Source organism: Bradyrhizobium sp. SHOUNA76, assembly GCF_023006445.1.
Lineage (GTDB): Bacteria > Pseudomonadota > Alphaproteobacteria > Rhizobiales > Xanthobacteraceae > Bradyrhizobium.
Genome location: NZ_JALBHA010001024.1, coordinates 1 through 779, shown reverse-complemented (window position 1 = coordinate 779; position 779 = coordinate 1). Strand labels below are relative to the sequence as shown.

The following is a 779-nucleotide window of genomic DNA, read 5'->3' as shown; positions in this document are numbered from 1 at the left end:
GTTGAGCAAGAGGCCGAGCACGGGGGTTGCGACAATCAGCGGCAGGCCGGCGGCCAGCCAATGCGCCAGCGCCTTGGCGGCGCAGGCGAGTTCCAGCGGCGTCCGGCTCATCGTGATCAGGTCGAGCGAGCCGTCCTCGTGGTCGGCCATGAACAGCCGGTCGAGGGTGAGCAGGCTCGCCAGCAGCGCGCCCAGCCAGAGAATGGCTGGCCCCAGCCGCGACAGCAGCGCCAGATCCGGGCCGACCGCGAACGGCATCAGCACCACCACGGTCAGGAAGAACAGCACGCCGATCAGCGCCCCGCCACCAACGCGGAGCGCGATCCGGATGTCCCGGCGAATCAGGGCGGACAGGGCGGTCATGGGGTGCTCCCATCGTGCCCCAAGGGCGGTGCGCTCCCTCCCCCGGTTGCGGGGGAGGGGTGGGGAGAGGGTGGCTCGACAACGAAGACTCCCCAAGAGGAGAGAGCCCTCACCCGGCGCTGCGCGCCGACCTCTCCCGCAAGCGGGAGAGGCGAGGGAGCAGAGGGAGCGACGCCCGGCCGCTTGGAAAGCTGAGGGTCCGCGAACTTCACGCCACACCCCCGATCCGCAGCTCCCGCGATTCAATTCCCAGCGGGGCATGGGTCGCTGCGATGATCAGGCCGCCGCGGGCGAGGTGATCTCGCATCAGGCCGCCGAACATGTCCTGGCCGGCGGTGTCGAGCGCGTTGGTCGGCTCGTCCAGCAGCCAGACCGGGCGGCGGACGGTCAACAGGCGGGCCAGCGACAGCCGGCGG

Annotated in this window: 1 protein-coding gene and 1 pseudogene; both read right to left on the bottom strand. The window is 71.1% G+C overall.

Going from position 1 to position 779, the window contains the following annotated elements:
* On the bottom strand, positions 1 to 363 hold a 363-nt coding region (gene ccmB, locus MOV74_RS39440), incomplete at its 3' end, for a heme exporter protein CcmB (RefSeq protein WP_246933031.1).
* A gap of 208 nt (positions 364 to 571) precedes the next feature.
* A pseudogene (locus MOV74_RS39435) lies at positions 572 to 779 on the bottom strand (heme ABC transporter ATP-binding protein CcmA); the annotation flags it as partial.